General features: G+C 34.6%; 24 protein-coding genes. 13 read left to right on the forward strand and 11 right to left on the reverse strand.

The window, feature by feature from the left end; all coding sequences use genetic code 11:
• Positions 1 to 46 precede the first annotated feature (46 nt).
• The gene (locus tag SMAR_RS01935; protein ID WP_011838686.1) at positions 47 to 625 is read right to left on the reverse strand and encodes a ZPR1 zinc finger domain-containing protein; all 579 of its coding nucleotides are present in this window, start codon (positions 623 to 625) and stop codon (positions 47 to 49) included.
• A 104-nt stretch (positions 626 to 729) separates the two neighbouring features.
• Here SMAR_RS01935 and SMAR_RS01940 point away from each other — a divergent pair, with 104 nt between their 5' ends.
• The 8 genes from SMAR_RS01940 to SMAR_RS01975 all read left to right on the forward strand — a co-directional run bounded on the left by SMAR_RS01940 (position 730) and on the right by SMAR_RS01975 (position 5,636).
• Positions 730 to 1,629 carry an SPL family radical SAM protein gene (locus SMAR_RS01940; protein ID WP_011838687.1) on the forward strand — a complete coding sequence of 300 codons (900 nt, stop codon included), beginning with the start codon at positions 730 to 732 and terminating at the stop codon, positions 1,627 to 1,629.
• A gap of 172 nt (positions 1,630 to 1,801) precedes the next feature.
• Positions 1,802 to 2,410: a 6-phospho-3-hexuloisomerase gene (hxlB, locus tag SMAR_RS01945; RefSeq protein ID WP_011838688.1), complete on the forward strand. Its 609-nt coding sequence runs from the start codon at positions 1,802 to 1,804 to the stop codon at positions 2,408 to 2,410.
• Positions 2,411 to 2,543: 133 nt separating this feature from the next.
• The gene (locus tag SMAR_RS01950) at positions 2,544 to 2,924 is read left to right on the forward strand and encodes a hypothetical protein (protein WP_011838689.1); all 381 of its coding nucleotides are present in this window, start codon (positions 2,544 to 2,546) and stop codon (positions 2,922 to 2,924) included.
• 78 nt (positions 2,925 to 3,002) lie between these two features.
• Positions 3,003 to 3,449, forward strand: a complete 447-nt coding sequence (locus SMAR_RS01955) for a hypothetical protein (RefSeq protein ID WP_011838690.1) — start codon at positions 3,003 to 3,005, stop codon at positions 3,447 to 3,449.
• A 3-nt stretch (positions 3,450 to 3,452) separates the two neighbouring features.
• Positions 3,453 to 3,719: a hypothetical protein gene (locus tag SMAR_RS01960; protein ID WP_011838691.1), complete on the forward strand. Its 267-nt coding sequence runs from the start codon at positions 3,453 to 3,455 to the stop codon at positions 3,717 to 3,719.
• A gap of 140 nt (positions 3,720 to 3,859) precedes the next feature.
• Positions 3,860 to 4,351 (forward strand): QueT transporter family protein, encoded by a 492-nt coding sequence (locus tag SMAR_RS01965; protein ID WP_011838692.1) that lies wholly within the window; start codon positions 3,860 to 3,862, stop codon positions 4,349 to 4,351.
• Between the two features lie 6 nt (positions 4,352 to 4,357).
• Positions 4,358 to 5,077, forward strand: a complete 720-nt coding sequence (locus SMAR_RS01970) for an ABC transporter ATP-binding protein (RefSeq protein ID WP_011838693.1) — start codon at positions 4,358 to 4,360, stop codon at positions 5,075 to 5,077.
• Positions 5,061 to 5,636 (forward strand): hypothetical protein, encoded by a 576-nt coding sequence (locus tag SMAR_RS01975; protein ID WP_011838694.1) that lies wholly within the window; start codon positions 5,061 to 5,063, stop codon positions 5,634 to 5,636. The genes SMAR_RS01970 and SMAR_RS01975 overlap by 17 nt, the downstream gene beginning before the upstream one ends.
• A 6-nt stretch (positions 5,637 to 5,642) precedes the next feature.
• Here the strand turns inward: SMAR_RS01975 and SMAR_RS01980 are convergent, their stop codons facing one another.
• The gene (locus SMAR_RS01980; RefSeq protein ID WP_011838695.1) at positions 5,643 to 6,101 is read right to left on the reverse strand and encodes a peroxiredoxin; all 459 of its coding nucleotides are present in this window, start codon (positions 6,099 to 6,101) and stop codon (positions 5,643 to 5,645) included.
• 4 nt (positions 6,102 to 6,105) lie between these two features.
• Complete coding sequence (locus SMAR_RS01985; protein WP_011838696.1) at positions 6,106 to 7,224, reverse strand: aminopeptidase; 1,119 nt, start codon at positions 7,222 to 7,224, stop codon at positions 6,106 to 6,108.
• 159 nt (positions 7,225 to 7,383) lie between these two features.
• Here SMAR_RS01985 and SMAR_RS01990 point away from each other — a divergent pair, with 159 nt between their 5' ends.
• The 3 genes from SMAR_RS01990 to SMAR_RS02000 all read left to right on the forward strand — a co-directional run bounded on the left by SMAR_RS01990 (position 7,384) and on the right by SMAR_RS02000 (position 11,446).
• Positions 7,384 to 9,366 carry a hypothetical protein gene (locus SMAR_RS01990; protein WP_011838697.1) on the forward strand — a complete coding sequence of 661 codons (1,983 nt, stop codon included), beginning with the start codon at positions 7,384 to 7,386 and terminating at the stop codon, positions 9,364 to 9,366.
• 117 nt (positions 9,367 to 9,483) lie between these two features.
• Complete coding sequence (locus SMAR_RS01995; RefSeq protein ID WP_011838698.1) at positions 9,484 to 10,437, forward strand: triphosphoribosyl-dephospho-CoA synthase; 954 nt, start codon at positions 9,484 to 9,486, stop codon at positions 10,435 to 10,437.
• Between the two features lie 49 nt (positions 10,438 to 10,486).
• Positions 10,487 to 11,446: a TIGR00269 family protein gene (locus SMAR_RS02000; protein WP_425277387.1), complete on the forward strand. Its 960-nt coding sequence runs from the start codon at positions 10,487 to 10,489 to the stop codon at positions 11,444 to 11,446.
• Between the two features lie 11 nt (positions 11,447 to 11,457).
• Here the strand turns inward: SMAR_RS02000 and SMAR_RS02005 are convergent, their stop codons facing one another.
• Both SMAR_RS02005 and SMAR_RS02010 read right to left on the reverse strand, forming a co-directional pair.
• Positions 11,458 to 12,831 (reverse strand): phosphoadenosine phosphosulfate reductase domain-containing protein, encoded by a 1,374-nt coding sequence (locus SMAR_RS02005; RefSeq protein ID WP_011838700.1) that lies wholly within the window; start codon positions 12,829 to 12,831, stop codon positions 11,458 to 11,460.
• Between the two features lie 97 nt (positions 12,832 to 12,928).
• Entirely contained in the window at positions 12,929 to 13,609 is a 681-nt protein-coding gene (locus SMAR_RS02010; protein ID WP_011838701.1) for an adenylate kinase, read from the reverse strand.
• 112 nt (positions 13,610 to 13,721) lie between these two features.
• Between SMAR_RS02010 and SMAR_RS02015 the strand changes: the two genes are divergently transcribed.
• Positions 13,722 to 14,006: a hypothetical protein gene (locus tag SMAR_RS02015; protein ID WP_011838702.1), complete on the forward strand. Its 285-nt coding sequence runs from the start codon at positions 13,722 to 13,724 to the stop codon at positions 14,004 to 14,006.
• On the opposite strand, the gene SMAR_RS02020 is transcribed toward SMAR_RS02015, so the two are convergent.
• From SMAR_RS02020 to tsaA, 6 genes are all read right to left on the reverse strand, one after another.
• The gene (locus tag SMAR_RS02020; protein ID WP_148676717.1) at positions 14,007 to 14,540 is read right to left on the reverse strand and encodes an Lrp/AsnC family transcriptional regulator; all 534 of its coding nucleotides are present in this window, start codon (positions 14,538 to 14,540) and stop codon (positions 14,007 to 14,009) included. It abuts the gene before it with no gap.
• Positions 14,541 to 14,599: 59 nt separating this feature from the next.
• Complete coding sequence (locus tag SMAR_RS02025) at positions 14,600 to 15,325, reverse strand: 60S ribosomal export protein NMD3 (RefSeq protein ID WP_011838704.1); 726 nt, start codon at positions 15,323 to 15,325, stop codon at positions 14,600 to 14,602.
• 81 nt (positions 15,326 to 15,406) lie between these two features.
• Positions 15,407 to 16,423: a hypothetical protein gene (locus SMAR_RS02030; protein WP_011838705.1), complete on the reverse strand. Its 1,017-nt coding sequence runs from the start codon at positions 16,421 to 16,423 to the stop codon at positions 15,407 to 15,409.
• A gap of 110 nt (positions 16,424 to 16,533) precedes the next feature.
• Positions 16,534 to 17,202, reverse strand: coding sequence for a hypothetical protein (locus SMAR_RS02035; RefSeq protein ID WP_011838706.1), 669 nt, complete (start codon positions 17,200 to 17,202; stop codon positions 16,534 to 16,536).
• Positions 17,203 to 17,206: 4 nt separating this feature from the next.
• Positions 17,207 to 17,962 (reverse strand): ABC transporter ATP-binding protein, encoded by a 756-nt coding sequence (locus SMAR_RS02040; RefSeq protein ID WP_011838707.1) that lies wholly within the window; start codon positions 17,960 to 17,962, stop codon positions 17,207 to 17,209.
• Positions 17,963 to 17,978: 16 nt separating this feature from the next.
• Positions 17,979 to 18,497, reverse strand: coding sequence for a tRNA (N6-threonylcarbamoyladenosine(37)-N6)-methyltransferase TrmO (gene tsaA, locus SMAR_RS02045; protein WP_011838708.1), 519 nt, complete (start codon positions 18,495 to 18,497; stop codon positions 17,979 to 17,981).
• 69 nt (positions 18,498 to 18,566) lie between these two features.
• Between tsaA and SMAR_RS02050 the strand changes: the two genes are divergently transcribed.
• Positions 18,567 to 19,121, forward strand: a complete 555-nt coding sequence (locus SMAR_RS02050; RefSeq protein WP_011838709.1) for a DUF998 domain-containing protein — start codon at positions 18,567 to 18,569, stop codon at positions 19,119 to 19,121.
• The last annotated feature ends 37 nt before the right edge of the window (positions 19,122 to 19,158 follow it).

Genomic DNA, 19,158 nt, shown 5'->3' on the forward strand with positions numbered 1-19,158 from the left:
TTATTATCTTCTCTTCTTCCATTTTCTATTTCTTATAATTTAATTATTATTTTTGAGAATCCATCCCCAGAAGCTCCTTCTCTAAAGCATTAATTTCTTCCTCACTCAATGGTTCCTCACGTGTTTTATCACTAACAATTGTCGAAACCCCTTCAGGATCAATTATTATGATTGTGTACTTGATTAATCCATCTCGTGCTTTTCTCAGCTGTTCAAGTTTTTTCTTACATTCATCTAGCGGAGCATCTGGCTCACTACATATAAATTCTGTTTTCTCAATAATGTCCATGATTAATCCCTCAATTGTTGTTATATAACCTAAAGCAGCTGGTCCAGGCTTGATCTCCACTCCTAGCTCAGGGATAATTATGGAGGCTGTAGAAGCTCTAATAACCAATGCATTTTCATCGCCTGGCTTCTCGACTCTATAAATTATTTTCCTGGCTCCTCTACTCTCAGCTAATCTAGCATCACTCCACTTGTATCCACAGCGTGGACACCTACCACTACTAATAATAACTTTTCCTACAAGAGGCATATCATATAAATGATCCTCAATTTTCATCTCTGATCCGCAAACAGGGCATTTAATAGTATATTCGAGAATTTTCTTAACAACATCCATAAACATCGACCCATAAGTGATGAAATAGACTATTCTTATTTTTGAACATTGATATATTAAATAGTTTTTCGAACAATCATTACTGTTAATGGTGATGTTTTAGCATGGTTTATTTGAAAGTTATCAGATTATTTGATCCATGGAGGAGCCCATTATGTACTTGTCCTCGTAAATATAGTTTGCATCCATATACTGGATGTAGCCATTTCTGCTTATACTGCTATGCTACATCATATATTGGTAGAAAACCTAGTATGCCTAAAACGAATTTTTTGAGAAACCTAAAACATGACTTGCCAAGAATAAATAAGAACCTAGTTGTTGAGATGAGTACAAGTAGTGATCCTTATCCTCCCATAGAGTCTTGGATGATGCTTACACGTAAAACACTGGAGTTACTTGTTCAGAGTAGAGTAAAGATATTGATTACTACTAAATCAGATATTGTACTGAGAGACTCTGATCTATTATTGAAAACTCCTTCAGCAGTAATGTTAACTATTACAACAATAAACGATAATATAGCTAAGAAACTAGAGCCAGGAGCTCCTCCGCCTAGTAAGAGGATAAGAACTGTAAAATTGTTGTCCGAGAAAAACCTACCTGTAGGTGTAAGAATTGATCCCATTATTCCAGGCATAAACGATGATCCTTTGGAGATAAAGGAGTTAGTGGAGGAAATAGCCGATGCTGGTGCAAGACACATTGTAACCTCTACATATAAGGCTAGATGGGATAATTTTAAGAGAATGATCAATGCTTTCCCAGAGCTTGAGAAATATTGGAGAAAACTATATATTAAAGAAGGAGAGAGAATACATGGATACATATACCTACCTAGAAATATACGTGCAAAAATCCTCAAACCAGTCATAGATTATGGATTAAGAAAAGGTTTAACAGTAGCAACTTGTAGAGAAGGATTAGGGCCTGAATACTTTAAGGCTCCAAGTTGTGATGGAACACATCTTATACATAGCCATCCATTATTGGTAAGAAAATAATTGTCCCCCGCCCGACCGACCCCCTTCATATCCATACCCCTAATATTCCGGGGTCTCCAGGGGTGTGAGGAAGCGGGGGCACATATAATTATTGATTTAAGATACTTATTTAACTACTTATCAACGTATATCCTTTAGGGAAACATAGCCTTGCTTAATAATGGTGTTAGCATTGGTTGAAGGATATGCTAGGGAGGCGATGGCTGAAATAGCTAGTTTTATTTTTAAAGCAATAGATGTTATCAGCGAAGATGAAAAGAATAAAATGGTTGAAGAACTAGTTGATGCTTATCGTAGAGGAGCCCGTATATTAGTGATGGGTGCTGGTAGAAGCGGATTAGTTGGTAAAGCCTTTGCTATGAGGCTCCTACACATGGGTTTCCAAGTATATGTGTTGGGAGAAACAATTGTTCCAAGAATTAGAGAAGGAGACCTCGTAGTAGCAATATCTGGTTCCGGCCGTACAAGACTAATAGTAACAGCAGCCGAAGCAGCTAAAACGGTTGGTGCAAAAGTCATAGCTATAACAACCTATCCAGACAGCCCCTTAGGTAAAATCGCAGACATAATAGTCCGTATACCGGGTAGAACAAAGATTGCTAAGGAAGAAGACTATTTCACCAGGCAGATCCTAGGAATACATGAACCATTAGCCCCGCTAGGAACATTATTCGAAGACACAACAATGGTTTTCTTAGATGGAATAGTTGTTGAATTAATGAAGAAACTAGGAAAAACAGAAGAAGACCTTAAAAACGAACATGCAAACATAGAACTATAAACAAAACTCCTCTCTCCTTATCACTACTTTTTTCCATACATCTAGTTGTTCATAAATAAAGAGATCACTGACCACTTCTCAAAATAAAAAGGTAAATATCTAAACAATACAAACAATAAATCGGTGAAAAATAATGGCTGAAAAAACCCGCGAAGAAGAAATGATCGAGGTGGAAAAGACTAGGGAAGAACTAGAAGTAGTAGCTGAATTCTTAAACAAGCTAAAGGATACAGTTAAAGAATTACTCACAACACTAATAGATAATATAAGTGGTAAGAAACTAGGCGAAGATGTTGCATCCTTCTATGAATCACTGAAAAATAAAGGGTTACCCGAGGAATTAGCAATAAAAATGACAGAAGAATACTTCAAGAAAAGACTAAGCACTATACCGGACATAGGATCATTAATGAAGCAATTCGCATCAATGAAACCAGCAAAAATACCCTTCAGCTTCAAAGGAGCAGACCTTGAGAAACAAAGTGAAGAAGAAAGCAAAAATGAAGAAAAATAACTATTCTTCTCCCTACCAATAACACTAAGTGTTTTAACATTCGAATAGAAAAGCTAATTCATCTAAGAGGTAGAATCAATGAATAGTGAGGTTGAGGAAAGGCTTGAGAAAATAGAGCAACTACTTGAAAAGGTATTATTGAAGATAAACATGTTGGAGGAGAAGCTCCGCTTAATGGGGATAGATTCTTCAGAGTTGAGAATAGCTAATATGCTTGTTTCCGCTCTAAGTCTTCCACCCATCATTGCTCTTGAATCATCGAAGCGAGTGCTAGAAATATTTAGTGCAAGAACAGGTCTTGACGATATAAGCAGAGCAATAATAGAATCTTTATCAACATGTGAAAAACTCAGTATATCAGAGATAACAAGGAGAGTGAGAGCTATACGTGGTAAAGCTTCTAGGAGAATCATCGCTGAGAAGCTGGAAATCCTAGAGGATATGGGAATAGTTGTTTCAACTAAGTTGCCGAATAAGCACCTTTTTATGTTGGCTCGCTGTATAAGCGGTCATGGTAAGAGCTAAGCTATGAATCTATACAGATTAAAGAAAATAAGAAAAATACTTGAATTAATAGATATAAACATAGGTATAGTTTCCCAAATAATAGTTTATATTATTTATATTTACTTGATCATCTTATTGAAACTCATTATATCAACTATTATATTACGAATAGTTCTTTGGAAAAGAAGAATCCCCGGTAAGTTAAGGAAAAGAATCATCGAGATATATGAGGATAAAGCAATGGAAATAATTGAAGTAACAAGCATTCTTAAAAATGTTTTATCATGAAATACACTGCTCTATCTCTATAATATAGAAAAATGTTTTTATGTATTTGTACCTTTGGATACGATTAACCTTAATAACCATTGTTATTTCTATTATATTAAAAGTATTAACTGCAAAGATCTAGAGGGAGGCGAGTAATAGTGTCAGCTAAGCTTTCAATAATGGTTGCAAGACTCTCAGTAATAGCAGCTGTATATGCTGCTTTAACAATAGCTTTAGGACCACTAGCATATGGTGAGATACAAGTTAGAATAAGCGATGCAATGCTAATATTGCCGTTTCTAGCAGGTTTTGGATGGGATGCAGTAGTGGGACTAACTATTGGAGGATTTCTAGCGAATTTAGCGAGTCCATTTGGATATATTGACTGGGTTTTCGGGCCCATAGCTAATTTTCTGGCTACACTAGGTGTTTATGCTTCAAAGAAGATCTTTGGCGAAAACATAGTTGGTTTAGTAATTGGTGAATTACTAGCTATAATTGCTATTACACTAGTAATCGGATACGGCGAGTTATACTTGGTATTCGGTATACCATGGATGGTCATATTATATGTATTGATCGGTGAAGTAATAAGCATAGGTATTGGTGGTTCAATAATATATGGTGCCTTCAAACGATTAAGAGGTTAAATAGAATTGCCGGAAATAATCGCTGAAAAACTAAGCATAGGGTATCGAAGAGAAAAACCTATCCTAAAAAACATATTTTTTAAGATCAGAGAAGGCCTCCACATATTACTAGGAGCTAATGGTAGTGGAAAAACAACTCTTCTAAAAACAATAGCTGGTTTAATAAATCCTCTAGAGGGCAGAGTTCTAATCAATAATTTTGAACCATACAAGCTGAAAAGAAGAGAAGCAGCAAAATACATAGCTTATACATGGCAAAACCCCTACTATGGATTCGTAGAAGCACGAGTAATAGATGAGATCAAATTTATTTTGAGAACAACGGGTGTTAAGGGTAATTGGGAAATAGTTGAGAAACTTGTTCCCAAAGAACTATATGAGAGAAACCCATACACATTGAGCGGTGGAGAAGCGAAAAGAGTTAGTATTGCAAGTGTTCTTGTAGGAGACCAAGATATTTGGTTACTCGACGAACCATTTAACGAGTTAGATTATGAGGGGACATTATCATTACTAGAAATAATAAGAGATGCTAGAAGGAGAGGAAAACTCATAATAATCTCTACTCACTTAGTACCATTAATGGATCAGCTGGAACCCGACAAATACCTATTAATAACTAGGAAAGGCATGCTCATAGTGAATGATTGGAACAAGCTTTCAGACGAAGAACTTGTGAATGCTGGGGTCTTATCGAGGTCGATGATTTGTGGCGGTTATCGTTGAAGCTTACCATATCCAGTTCAGAGATTCTTTTCTTCACAGAGAAAAAATGTTTCCATACAAGATCGCTTTACTATTGATCGTTGCTGTAACATTTCTTTATATGAATATATATGTATATATGATCTTAGCTTTGATCGGTATTATCCATTTTCTATTAATTAGAGAGTATAGAATAATCCTGTATAGTCTACTAGTCTATATTTCTCCAGCACTACTTATTGTATTAATAGATTACCTAGCAGGCACGTTAAGCTATAAAATAATTGCAACCCTCGTTTTCGGATATACAAGCTTCATATATATACTATTATTCTATGCTACAACACCTATTCAGCAACTCTACAAGTATTTTGGTAGAAACGTATTCACATTATCTCTGCTTATGCTACACAATATAGTAGCTGAACTATACGAAGTAATAGAATCTAAGAGAACAAGAGGGTGGGAACCTGGATTCAATATATATAATCATTTCCTACTCGTATTCGAAGCAATAAGAATAACAATTATAAGAATAGAAGAAATAACAGTTGCACTTAGATCAAGAGGTGTGGATTGAGAAAAATTATTTGGAAAGCTTCTTAACAATTTCCAAGGCTAGATCAGCATGTTTTTCAGCTGGTCTTATATTCCTTAATACCTCAACAATCCTCATATCTTGATCAATAATGAAAGTTGTTCTCTCAGCCGCCAATCTCTTGGTTCCTTTCTTGACTACTCCATATAGTTTAACAACTTTACCCTCAGGATCAGATAATAATGTAAACTTTAAATTATGTTTCTTCTTAAACTTAGCTATTTTATCAACAGGATCAGTGCTTACACCTATTACTACTGCACCATGCTTATGGAATTCATCAAGTAACTCATTAAACCTTACTGCTTCCCTAGTACATCCCGTTGTCATTGCTCTCGGATAAAAGTATAACACTATGATTTTGCCTTTATAATTGTAGAGCTCCTCTTCTTCACCTCTATCATTATATAGTTTAAAATTGGGTGCTTGTTCACCCTTATCAACCATGCATTCACACCTCCAAAACATCTTTTATGAAGTATCCATTTTCATAGATTAGATCCCCGTCCGCGTATATTCTATGTTTTCTCATATCCTTGATCATGTCCCAATGTATTGCTGACACGTTTTTACCTCCTGTTTCAGGATATGCTGCTCCCAATGCCATATGTATTGTTCCACCGATTTTCTCATCGAACAATATTTCCTTAGTGAACCTTGTAATATTATAGTTGAGACCAAAAGCTATTTCTCCAAGCCTTTTAGCACCCTCATCTGTTTCAAGCATTTTCTTCAAAAACTCTTCTCCTCTCCTAGCATGTGCTTCTACAACAACGCCTTTCTTAAAAACAAGTTTTACACCTTCAACTTCTACCCCCCGCCAAATGGCTGGGTAATCAAATTCTACATAGCCCTCCACACTATCCTCTATTGGTGCCGAGAATACTTCTCCGCCGGGCATATTGTATTTTCCATCATCATTAATCCATTTCCTACCCTCAACTCTCAAAACAAGATCTATTCCTGGCCCCTCATATTTAAGCTCGGAAACATTGTTTAGGAAATCAGCTATTCTCTGTTGTTTCTCCTTGATCTCAACCCATTTCTTCACAGGATCATCTGTATCAGCATATGTTGCGTGAAACACGAAATCTTCGTAGTCGATAATAGACATTCCAGCTTCTTGTGCAAGAGCCTTGGTTGGATAAGCTGTTACAGTCCATCTAAGCTCTCTCCTAGCACTTCTCTCCATAAATATCTTTGTTAACTCTCTTCTAGCACCACTCCTAATCTTCATCTTCTCAGGATCTATGCCTATAAAGGGTTTTGTATGGGAAGGAGATATAATTGAGATTGATGCATCAATGTTTTCAAGCACATATTTTTCAATACTACTAATATGTTCAAGCACATCTTTGGTCGCGTATCGATAGAACACTTCACTTATAGATTCATCGCTTAAATTAATCATTACAGGATAACTCCCTCTAGAAACCAGGTATTTCACTACTTCCCTAACAAGCGGTATAGCTTCAACACCAGCATTAACAACTACTTCATCACCCTTCCCTGCTTCAATACAGTATTCTACGAGGAGACGGGCTAGATTAGAAACTCTCGGATCAACCATTACCTTACACCATGAGGAAGATAATTCTACAAGGTATTCTATCAGATAAGTAGCTATTAATGTTAAGCTTTGGAAACTATTAAAAATGCTCGCATTAATTCAAACATTGGATAATAGTTTTTGTATTACTAATCAAAATATTATTTTGGGAGATAAAAATTGGGTTTTAAAGGAGAACGTATTGATTGGGAATCTTATTTTTCTCTCTATAATATCGAGTATGAAATCCTATTGAATGCTTTAGAAAAAATATTTTCTCAAGAAAAAGCTTGTAGATTAAAAGATCTTATTCAACCACAAGTTTTCCATAAGTTAAACCCTAACTTAGTAGCTAAACTAGTTGATCGTGGATTGCTTAAAAGAATACATAGAGGAGGAGAATACTATACAGTTACAACTCGTGGTATAGCAGCTTTTCTATCGGTAGTTAAACATGTTTATGAAATATTAGATGAGTTGCGTGAATCGGATTATTTAACCATTGCCGAAAAAGTTGCTAATAGAGTTTTTCTCGGCGGAATATATCGTGTCAGAGAAGTTCATAATAAACTAGTTAAGAGAACACTTGATCTCCTATCTTTAATTGGTGTTATAGAGAGCAAGAATAATAAATACATAGTAGTTGATTATGATAAGAGAGTAAAGGCTTTAGCGTTTTTTCTCAGAAAAATCAGCACTCTCACAACAATTAGGAATATTGAAGAACTAGTACATATTGCATGTAGCAGTTTATTGATCCCGATTGATTATGAAAACCAAGTACTACAGCATATTATGTCTTATGGAGCGGTGATAGGAGAAAAAGATCCTAGGGAAGCATTGCTTGATCTATTATTCAAAACTCGTAATGTAGCATATGAGAATCTTAAGCGTGGAAAATTAGTTGAAGCAGCTGCATATGAAGCCATGGGATTAGAAATTATGCGAATAATTGAGAAAATGGGTCTTATGGATGAGAAAAACCTAAAAGATATGAAGTCAAAGTTTTTATTCCACTTCTACGTGATCATGGGGGAATTCCTCTATAACAACTTATTATTCGACCTGGCAAAAACCATGTATCATTGGGCGGTTCAAGTAGCTCATGAAAACCCTGTATTAGCCAAGGAAGCTAAGAAGGTGAATGCAAAATACTTGTTAAGCCTTGCAAGAAGTCTTGCAGAGAAGGGCCGTTATGAAGAAGCAATATCGAGACTGCAAGAACTAGTAGGCTACTATAAATCCACAGGATCAATGAGGGAATCACTAATAGCTGAAGCACTAATCAACGAATACATGGCTGAACTCGAGATCAGAAAACATAAGCCATGTAATTCATATAGAACACTATTATCAGCTGTTTCAGTATATAATGAGCTAGGCGGAGAATATAAGAGCAGAGCAGAAGCATTAAGAGTAAAAGCCCTAATAAGCCAAGCAGAATGCTATATTACCAATAAAAAAGACATTAATAAAGCCATTAAGATCTTGGAAAAAGCAAAAGAAAAAGCTGTAGAGATTCTTAGCCCCCATTTAAGAAATGTTGTTGAAAGCATACTACACGAATTAATAGCTTCGCAAAAAGTTGTTGAAGAAAAATATTCTGAAGCAGCCAAAGAATATATGGAGTCAGCAAAATACTATAGTACACGAGGTAATAATTATAGATCACTGCTAAACCAAGCTAGAGGATACAAGTTTAAAGGCTACTCACAAATACTGGAAAACAAACTTAGAGAAGCACTAGAAAACTTTATTGAAGCACATACAAACTATTATAAACTGTTAAAACAAGTTATACGAAAATACTATAAGACCGGAAAACTCAATTATTATGTTTTAAATGAATCAATTAAAGGATATTATGATACAAATACATTAATACATGCTTTAAAAATAATATTAGACACTAATCTTGATATACGGAAAGAAATACACATAATAACGCAGAGCTTGGTCGAAGCAGGAAGAATAAAAGAACAAAAGATTCTTGCAACAATAATAGATTTATTAAATAATAACAAAATCGACGAAGCAAAAATGTTTCTAAGACAAATAATCAACAATGATGATATGCCACCTAGAATAAAAATATTTGCACATGCTCTATCAAAAATAGTGGATAACATAAATAATACTAATACTTATATAAGCAATATCTAGCTTGTAATTAGTATTTAAGATTTAGAATTGATTACAACACATTATTTTGTTAAGTACTTGCAAACATCCTAAAGAGATATATTTTTGAATACAACAAACCAAGTATAAGGTGTGACTATGGAAAAGCATTGGTTTTATGCTGAATTATTAAGTTATTCAATCTTATTAGAAGTATCAGGTTATCCTAAGCCTGGAAATGTTCACAGAACCCGGAATTTGCCGGGTTTAGTGTTTGAGGATTTCCTATATACTGGAGTAGCATCTGTTAAATGGTTTAAGAAAGGAATAATTAGGGGATTACGTGGTTATTCTAGGATCGTTTTTGGAGATATAATTTATGGGATAGTCCACGATACTATTAGTTATAGAGGGGTAAATACCTGTCTAGGATCATCTCTCCTCCTAGCTCCTATAAGTATTGGTATTGGTAAATGTCTTGGCAAGCAAGTAGAAGATATTAAGTGCTATATAGAGGAAGCATTGAATGCATTGAAAAAGACGACGGTTTATGACTCAATATATTTTTATAGAGCGGTTAGATTAGCGAAGCCATCGTATATAAGGAAAACAGATGATACAGGCGAATATGTTAATGTATGGGACAGATGTTTTCGATCAAAACTAATAGCTAGGAATCAGCGATTACATGATATATTGAAATATAGTGCTTCTAGAGATATTGTTGCTGATGAAGTAGTTAATGGTTATCCGAGATCGTTGGATGGAAAAATGTTTTTCCAGGCCAGGATCAATGCACATAAGGACTGGAACCGGGGGGTTGTCGAGACATACCTATATCTTCTAAGCAAATACAAAGATACCACAATAACTAGAACACATGGTGAAAAAATAGCGGCCGAAATAGTTGTTAGAGCAAGAAAAACGTTGAATACAGTATTGGAGAAAAGAAATAATTGGATGAATCAGGTTGAAGATCTAGATGTTTATCTAAGAAAACAAAATATTAATCCGGGATCAATAGCTGACATAGTTGTATCAACTATAGCATTGATCCTACTAGATAAAAATTTATCGTATACAATTAAACATGACAAACAATTGTTAAAATGAAACAGTGAATAACCAATGAGAGAGGTGAAGCAGTATTCCAAAATGCCGTATTTGTGGTAGAAACGCAGTTGTTTATTTGCATCACTCAAGATTATGGCTGTGTAGAGAACACTTCAACAAGTTCATAGAGAATAGGGTTATGAGAACTATTAAGCGATACAATTTAATTAGGAGGGGTGATCGTGTACTACTTGGATTATCAGGCGGAAAGGATAGCGTAGTCTTAGCATATATTCTGAGTAAGCTTAGAGAAACAATTGGTTTCAAACTATACTTGACACATTTAAATCTAGGTATTGGGGAATATAGTAAGAAAACCGTTGAAATAGTGAGGAAGATTTCTGAAAAGATAAATGCTCCCCTAATAATTCTTGATCTCAGAGAAATCCTGAGCATAGGTATACCTGAACTAGCATTAAAAACCCGAAGACCTCCCTGTAGCGTTTGCGGCGTTGTGAAAAGATATTTATTGAATGCATTAGCTGTAGAACTTAAAGCTGATAGTATAGCTACAGGACACAATCTAGATGACATGGTAACTTTTATTCTCAGAGAATTCCTTGTCCAAAACCTTGAACAAATACCAAAATTAGCCCCCCGCATTGAAGGAGCCGAGGATTATTTAGCGACTAAGATAAAACCCTTATACGAAACATATGAGGAGGATATTAAGAAATATGCTGAATTAAACAATATAGATTATGTTGAGGAAAAATGTCCATTAGCAGATGAAAAAACTATAACTAGTAGTTTAAAAAAGCATCTAGGGATTCTAGAAAATAAATTTCCAGGATTAACTATAGGGTTTATACGTAGATTTGTGAAGAACCTTGAGAAATACCCTAAACCCAGAGATACTATTAGGAGATGCAGTATATGTGGAATGCCTAGTAGTGGAGAAGTATGTAGTTTCTGTAAAATAACTCAGAAAGCTCTTGGAAAACCCATGGGACCTTACGCTAGAGAATACATTAGAGAGATCGTCCGTAAAAGCATTACTGATTACTGACAAAAATTGTTTTAGCCCATATTCTTATATGAAGGTATTTCGCCTTTACGTATACGGATGAATAATTTATATAATGGGTATTTATCGAGAACATTTCTAAGATCGGGATCATTCATCATTATATAGACTTCCCAGCTTCTAAGAGCTGGACATATATAGCATCCGATTCTGTAGAATCCTTTATAGTATAATGGATTTAATTCTATATTGTTCAATAACATGTATAGTTGAATATGTGCTGCACTCCAAAACTTTATAGGTGTTACTACTATTTTGTTTTCATTCTCTACATAGATAGGAGGTCTCATGCTTCTAGCTCTAGATTCTCCGTCTCTATCTCCTTTAACTAGGAGAATGTTTCCATCTGATAACTTCCCTATTGTCTCCTCTATTGCTTTTATTTTCCTATAAGTACACCATCTATTATCGTGTCTAGGCATGGGATATCCTTCATCTAGAATGCCTTTGTCTATTCCTGCATAGACTCTTATAACTTCTACTCCTAGACGTTCAGCTATTTCATTAATGTATTTATGAGTCCATGGAAACTCTGTTCCTGTATCAGCATATATTGTTTTCACCTTATTTTTCGAGAAAACTTTTAAAGTCAATAATAGTGTTGCAGTACTATCTTTTCCACCACTCCACGGAACAATTATTGTATCTGCCCATTCACGGTATTTTTCGAGTATTTTGATAGATATTTTTTCGTATAATGAGAGAACTTGTTTATTAGCTTCTAAAACATTTTTCTCATTTGGCTCATCATATGTTTCTCTAATAATTTTTCCTTTAGGGATGATTCCTTCATCTGGTATTTGTAGTATTGCTACTTTTTTATCTCCACAGTATATGTCATGTTCTCCACCATATTTTCTTACAAAGAGGGGTAGTTCACATGTTTTACCTCCAAGAATCTTTTCCAGGTTATATAAGAATTCTTCGCCTATTCCTAAGAAGATATCATATGCTGGGTCAATATTGTAGTCTTCAAGCCTAATACCCTTGTATTGGCTGAGAACATATGCTTCAACATCATTTCTCCAACCAACAGCTAGTCTGAAAATACTTTTACCTATATCGAATATCCATGCTAAATGCTCTATTCTCGTATTACGAACTCTTTTCCTAGGCACAACTTGTATTGCTAGGTTGTCTGGTTTATTCTTCCTTAATTCATCAATAATATTTTGTTCTTCTCTGCCGAGTAATAGGAGGTAGAATTTATCATCACTAATTATTTCTTTAAGCCTATAGTTTATGTCATCAATTGTTCTTGCACCATGTAATGTATATACTTTTATGTTCCAGTCCTTATAAAACCTATTAATCATAGCTTTAACAGCGTCTGCATCCTTAGAGCTACGAACAATAATATTGATCATCTTCTATGCATCCACTATGCGATGGTTCGTTAAAAATGTGTTGTTTAGAGCCTTAAAATAATTTATTTTAGTAATAGTATTGGAAAACCTTATTTCTTTACTTAATAGATACGTTTGGATTGCATGGTTCTATCTTTAGTATGCCTTTATCGATGAGGATTTTCTCCAGTAATGGTATTCCCTTATCGCTTCCAATAGTATTGTCTATTTCTATTAATAGATTCTTTTTCTTATAGTATTCTATGATTGGCTGAAATGTTTCATAGTATATTTTATATCTCCTACGTATAACTTCTGGTTCATCATCTGATCTCCTTATAAGAGGTGTTCCATCATCATCGCATCTGAGATCGTTCTTTGGAGGATTAAATAATAAGTTATAGACTCTTCCACATTTTGGACAAATATATCTATTACTGAGCCTTCTAACAGCTTCTTCCATAGCAATATATATGTGTATAGCTGCGTCAAGCTTGGTTATTTCATCTAGAGCTTCTGCTTGCCTAATAGTTCTAGGGAAACCATCAAGTATAAATCCTTTAGCCGTATCTGGTTGTTGCAATCTCTTCTTAACTATTTCTATAACTATATCATCAGGAACTAGTTCTCCTCTATCAAGTATATCTTTTATCTTTTTCCCAAGCTCTGTTCCTTTAGCTACTTCCTCCCTGAATATGTCTCCTGTACTAATATGTGGGATACAATATTTTTTCGAGAAATACCTTGCATATGTGCCTTTACCTGCTCCTGGAGGACCGATTAATATTATTCGCAACATGTAACACCCATAGATATTTCTTCTTGCTAGTAAGAAATATTTGTGTTTTAGAATATATTATATTCTCGGATAATTCTAGAAAACAATATATTGATCATGTGTGGCGAATAATATGGGTAAGAAGCTAAGATGGGGGAGAGATATAGGGTTTCTGTTTAGAAAATTAATCATTAATTATTATAGATTTTTCCACGGCGACTATGTGAATAGTGATGGTAGAAGATTATTAGAGGAGATTCTGAGAATGATAATGTATGAACACCCAGAATATAAGAGGAGGATCTATAAGATTAGAAGGGATCCTAGCCTTTACAATATTTTAAAGCTCGGAGAAGATATTGTTGGTCCAAGAATACATGAATGGGTCGAAGAAGGAATTAATTCGTTTCATTATTGATTATTTCCTTTTATTATTACCTTTTATTCTTAGTAATGGTAAGCACCCACTGCATAGTTCTAATTGGTAATATATGCAGTTTTCACATTTTGGATCAGGTTTTCTAATGGGAACCATGGTGTTATTTGGTATTTTACCATATTCTATATAGTATTCTTCAATATCTGGATCTAGACTTATTAACCGACTTATAAAAGATGCTATTTCAATTTTATTTCTTGAATAAATCATCGCTATTACTCCCTCATGGTTAACCATTACTCCAAGTAATTTATTGCATTTAGATAAGGTTTCTGCTAGCTTTTCAGGATTCTTCGTCCTAAATCTTATAATAGCAGCAATATTCCCGAGGATTTTTGTGTTCACATATGGTTTTATTTCGAGATACCCCTTGTTTATTAATCTAATTATTCTATTACGTATAGCTGTATAGCTTAAACCCGTTGCTTCTGCAAGTTTAGAAATACTAGTCCTGCCGTCGGTGGCTAGCATTTGTATTAATTTAATGTCAGCATTGTCAAGATTTCTCGCCATAATATTCACCATTTATTTTTTCCCACTCAAGCCCTTATATTTCTAAACTTTATAATAAATTAATGGGACAAATTACTAGGCTTTAAACTAACATATAATCTTGCTCTTTGTTTACCGCTCCTCATACCAGCTACTTCATAGTTTTCCTTGATCACTAAGCCCAACATATTTGATAGTTTACGGCTCAGCTTACGTGCTGCTCCATGATTATAGAAGTAAATATCGATGCCGTTTTTAACTTCAATATAATCCACAAGATCCTGTCTTAAACGCTTATCTCTACTAAATATTTTCTCTAAAGCCTTCTCCAAATCCTTAACATGGACGTCTCTGATTTGAACAACTGCTTCAAACTCTCCGCTCTCAATCATTTTACATCTTGGACACTTTGTCGGGTTTAAGTAAACGATAAAATCCAATGGATAAACAAATTCTTTACCTCCATAAATACCTCTAAAATATACTCTAACAACTGTTCTCCAAGAAGCACTTGTTACAAGCTCATACCCATCAATTCTCAGATCATCAACGCCTATACCGGGTTTAACCAGTTCTTTCAATTGATTATATACGATATGATGTAAGGCTTCATTAAAACCGTTTGTATCTATCCATTTATAACCTATACGTACAGCTCCACAAACTTTGCAGAAATCTACTCTTATCTCTCTCTTAACCTGCTCAATTATTTCTCCTCTCTTAATTCTACAGCGTAGACAAACACCTTCAACAACGGGATTGTCAGGTGTATCTTCTGCACCACAATATATACAGAACCTAGTCATTAATACACACCATTAATTCATAGTAATCTATCTATGTAGTTATGGTTCTAATAGCAACGTATATATTGATTGGTAGAGGAATTAATAGGAGTAAATACAGTGCTGTTTGTGGCTCGAAAACAAAAAGAACAAGATCAAAGGTGTTAAGAACATTAATGGAATAGATAAGATAAACAATAATAGGAGCCTCCTAACAATACCTAGGCTAAGCTCTGTCCAAGCATCAAGTTTGCCCCAGAGAAAACGAAGTATTAGTGAAAAAGATAGGTATGCCCCAAATATCCAATACGAGATAAATGTATAGAAAACCATGAAGCCATGGAGCAGAGAGATAAGAAATGAAACAATTATAAGAGAAATAAATACTATGGGGAGAAACAATATTGTTGAAGCAATGGTTTTTCCTAAAACAACTTCTTCCCTACTCAATGGATAAATATAGAGTAACCTATTCCTATCAGCTTCTAAGAAAACAAGGATTGGAGTAGTTATTACTGCTAAAATATACGCTACCAAACCATATAATCCAATAAGAACATATGAATCAGCATTATTCAATCCTTCAAGAAAAGATTGTATGGCTGGATTAAATAATGGAATATATAAAGGTGTTAGAATAGCAGCTATTTCTCCATAAAATTGTTTTTGCCGAGTATGATCCCTAATTAGCAGATAAAGATCCTTTAGCCCCAAAGTAACAATCTTGGATCTAGAGAGGATCCTCTTGCTACCACCACTACTTATTCTCTGAGACCAGATTATTTTAACACCGTATTTTCTAGGAATATATAGTGAAGAAGAGAATCCAATGATAAAGTATAGTAAACTATAAAAAACTGGTTCTGGTTCAAAACCGTTTATTGAAGCATAAACGTATGGAATAGGGAAAATGAATATATAATTCCTAATAACCGATAAAACCTCGTATCTAGAACCTAAACCCATAAAGTATACGTAGAAAGATAATACTGCTATAATAATTGATAAATATAATATCAGAGATACTAGCGAATTCGTTTCCGGCTTAATTTTAGAGTAAATAATTATTGCTAACGGATAAATTAAGAGGACTAGCGATACAAAACCTAGTGGTACCATGATTATGGGAGAAAATGATTCTAGAACAATAGATATTATTGTACCTATAGATAACCCAGTACCTAATAAAAGACTATTCGCTTATTTGGATATTATGGTTGTTTTGGAAATTATGAAAACTGTTGTTTTGATAGATTGGCGGGGTTCGCTTTATAAACCCTCACTAATATAATGGTTAATAAAAAGCAGATGAAGGGCTCAAAAGTGGTCTGTGTGGAGCCCCGATAGCCCCCTCCGTGAAGGGATGAAGCCCCAACCCAAGAGGGGGAAGCCCGTGCAAGCATCCAAAATTTCCAAAACAACCAAAAAATAAAGCACGGGCATCCACTTAATCCTCCCCCCACAATAATACTGTATGAAGCTGCTTTTTCGATGCTCTCATGTTTAATAGGCATATATTCGATAGGCTTGGTCATTCCAAGGTCTCGGATGGAAGCTGTTACTTGGTATATGAGATCCAGAATAATAACTATAGATATAAGCATAGCCATGATTAAGTAGGATGCTGTGAATGCTTTTGAAATATTGGGTAATCCCATAATGTTTGAACCATAAGATACAATGGGTATCCATAAACCAATGAATAATCCGCTCATCATCCCCGTTAATAGCCATTTCAAATTGTAGACTAATACTCCATCATCTATACTAGGCATTAAGATTTTTATGAAATAACCATATATTCCTCTCCTAACACGATAACGGGAAAGACTACGATAAATTGCTTCTCGGATAAATATTAATGCTAAATAAAAAGATTCACGGTTTAGCAATTGCATTGGTTCAACCCATTAGAGCTTTTATAATTTCTTCAACTTGTAGCTTAGACCTTGTTAGGCTTAGGAAGGCTTCTTCTAATCCCTCTGTTCTAGCTTTCTCCAAGACTTCTTCAACGCTTCCAGTAGATATTATTCTTCCCTTATATAGTAGGATAATATTATCAGCTAGTGCTTCAGCGATTTCTAGTACATGTGTGGATAATAGGATTAAACACTCTTTTGTTGCCTTATTCTTTAGTACTGTCTTTAATGCTCTAGCTATCCTAGGATCAATACCTATAAATGGTTCATCAAGCAAATAAATTAGTGGATCATGTATGAATGCTGCTGCTAACAATACTCTTCTCTTATATCCATGGCTAAGCGATCCTATGAATTCATTTATTTTATCTCTTAACATAAAAGCATCAATTACTCTCTCAATACTTCTTTTAGCAATATCTTGTTTTAAACCATATATTCTAGCAACAAATTCTAGATATTCTTTAACGCGGAGACTATGATACAATGCATCATCTTCGGGTACATAGCCAATGATCCTCCTTATAGGTATTGGGTCTCGAGCAGGATCATGTCCATAAACAACTATTTTTCCAGTATCAGGCTTTATTATTCCTAGTATTAGTTTCATGAGCGTTGTTTTACCACTACCATTAGGTCCAAGCAATACATTTACTTTTCCAGGCTCTATACGTAAACTAATATTTTCTAGTGCAGGGGTTTCACCATAGTATTTAGAGACGCTCTGGAAAACTATCATCCCAAACAACCATTTATTATATCCATTTAAGTTCTCCCATTGTTTCCCTAATCCTCTCCTCTAATTTCCTAACCCACCAAGGAACCCTAATATTCTCTATACATCTATCTGGAGTATATGCTTTAATATCGAGAACAGGTGTTCCATCATATAGATCTAGTCCTCTAACCTTTAAGAATCTCCCGTTTCTTTCAACAAGTTCTAGAATAGATAAAGCTATAGGGTTAGGTCTATGTGGAGAATCTGTACAGAATACTCCTACTAATGGTAAATCATCAATTTTTATACCGAATCTCCTAAGTCTCCTATGTCTAACCTTTAAGACTCTTCTATTCTCGTCTGATACCATGTGTAGATACGATATTACTATTATATGTGAAAAACCCTCGATTCCGTCAAGCCCTTCTTCATATTCTGGGAAAACCTCTACTACTCCTTCAACACCTGAATAACTATTCTTTATATCCTCGATACTAGCATTTGTATGGATCACACCTATAGGTTCTAATCTAATATCATATTTCTGATGGATCAATTATTAACACCCTAATCAAAAATACAATATGTAGACTATGATTAATGTTGTGGAGGGTGGAGAGCTACTATGTCTTTAAACAAGCACTCTTGGATGGATATGATAATATTTATTCTCAGCTTTTCTTTCCCATTAACAATGATCGCATTAGCTATCTCTATGTCGTCATGGTTTAATATATGGAATAATGCATTAAGCGATCTAGGACATGCTGTTAAAAGCAGTGTTGCTCCAATATTCAATCTAGGTCTTGCAATTGGTGGGATACTAATTGTTATAGTTGGTTTAAGAAATCTTTATTCGTGGAGTAGAGTTAAAGGATCTTTAATCATATCCATGGGTGTATTTCTTAACTTAATAGGGGTTTTCGACGAAGTATATGGTTGGATACATTTCCTAGTCTCAGTATTGTTTTTCTTATCAATAATAGCATATTTCATAGCTATATCAATACTTGACAAATCATGGATAGCTGTTCTACTAATAATAGGTCATATTGCAATGTGGTATCTACACTTTGCTTCAGAGATTCCGAGAGGTGCGGCTATTCCCGAGTTATTAGCGGTATTCTCGTTTTTACCATTCTATATAAGAGACTATTTTAAATCATACACTAAACGATAGTGATTTCACCTCTAGAAGTATAATAGTATGTATGGGA

Origin of the sequence: Staphylothermus marinus F1 (assembly GCF_000015945.1) — an archaeon.
GTDB lineage: Archaea > Thermoproteota > Thermoprotei_A > Sulfolobales > Desulfurococcaceae > Staphylothermus > Staphylothermus marinus.